Annotated in this window: 2 protein-coding genes; both read left to right on the forward strand. The window is 36.4% G+C overall.

Annotation, left to right across the window (positions count from 1 at the left end):
- Positions 1-413: PD-(D/E)XK nuclease domain-containing protein (locus tag MTBBW1_RS28055; RefSeq protein ID WP_186441005.1), on the forward strand; the 413-nt coding region annotated here is incomplete at its 5' end.
- Between the two features lie 78 nt (positions 414-491).
- Positions 492-731, forward strand: a 240-nt coding sequence (locus MTBBW1_RS28060; RefSeq protein WP_186441006.1) for an AAA family ATPase, incomplete at its 3' end; no start/stop codon positions are given.

Here is a 731-nt window from a genome sequence, read left to right on the forward strand (position 1 = left end):
GTGAAGGCTCAAGGTTTGCCCTTCTTTGTGAATACCTTGAACTTAATGAACTTGATAATTTTATTGAAACCATGAGAGCAATTTATGCGTCAATACCAAACATCCTTGAGAGCCACAGAGATGAGGCATATTTCCATACCATATTCTATCTTATGGTTTCAGCATCAGGAGTCACTGCCCGCAGTGAGGTTCTCACCTGCAAAGGTAGAATAGACATGGTGGTGGAGTTTAAGGATAAAGTTTATATCATCGAGTTTAAATGCGGCCGCAGCAGTGATGAAGCAATCAAACAGATCAGAAGTAAAAAATATGCTGATTCTTATTTGCAACAAGGTAAAACAATCCATTTATTGGGAATCAATTTTGACATTGAAACCCGTAATATATCGGATTGGAAACATGAGTTGTTTTAAGCCCAGTTTAAGGTTTGGATTTAAGCCATTTTTAATGGTGTCGATTTTTACAATTACAAAAACCAAAAGGATTGATTCATGAAAAATCTTCCTACACTTCCCACTGGCAACTCTTCCTTTGAAAATATAAGACGCAATGGTGATATCTACGTGGATAAGACAAGACATATCTGCCAGATGATAAGGGATGGAAAATATTTTTTTCTCTCCCGCCCCAGAAGATTTGGAAAATCACTCATGGTATCAACCCTTAAATGCCTGTTTGAGGGAAAAGAAAATTTGTTTGAAGGTTTATGGATAAAAAGTAAAAATAAAGAG

Origin of the sequence: Desulfamplus magnetovallimortis (assembly GCF_900170035.1) — a bacterium.
In the GTDB taxonomy this organism is placed as follows: Bacteria; Desulfobacterota; Desulfobacteria; order Desulfobacterales; family Desulfobacteraceae; genus Desulfamplus; species Desulfamplus magnetovallimortis.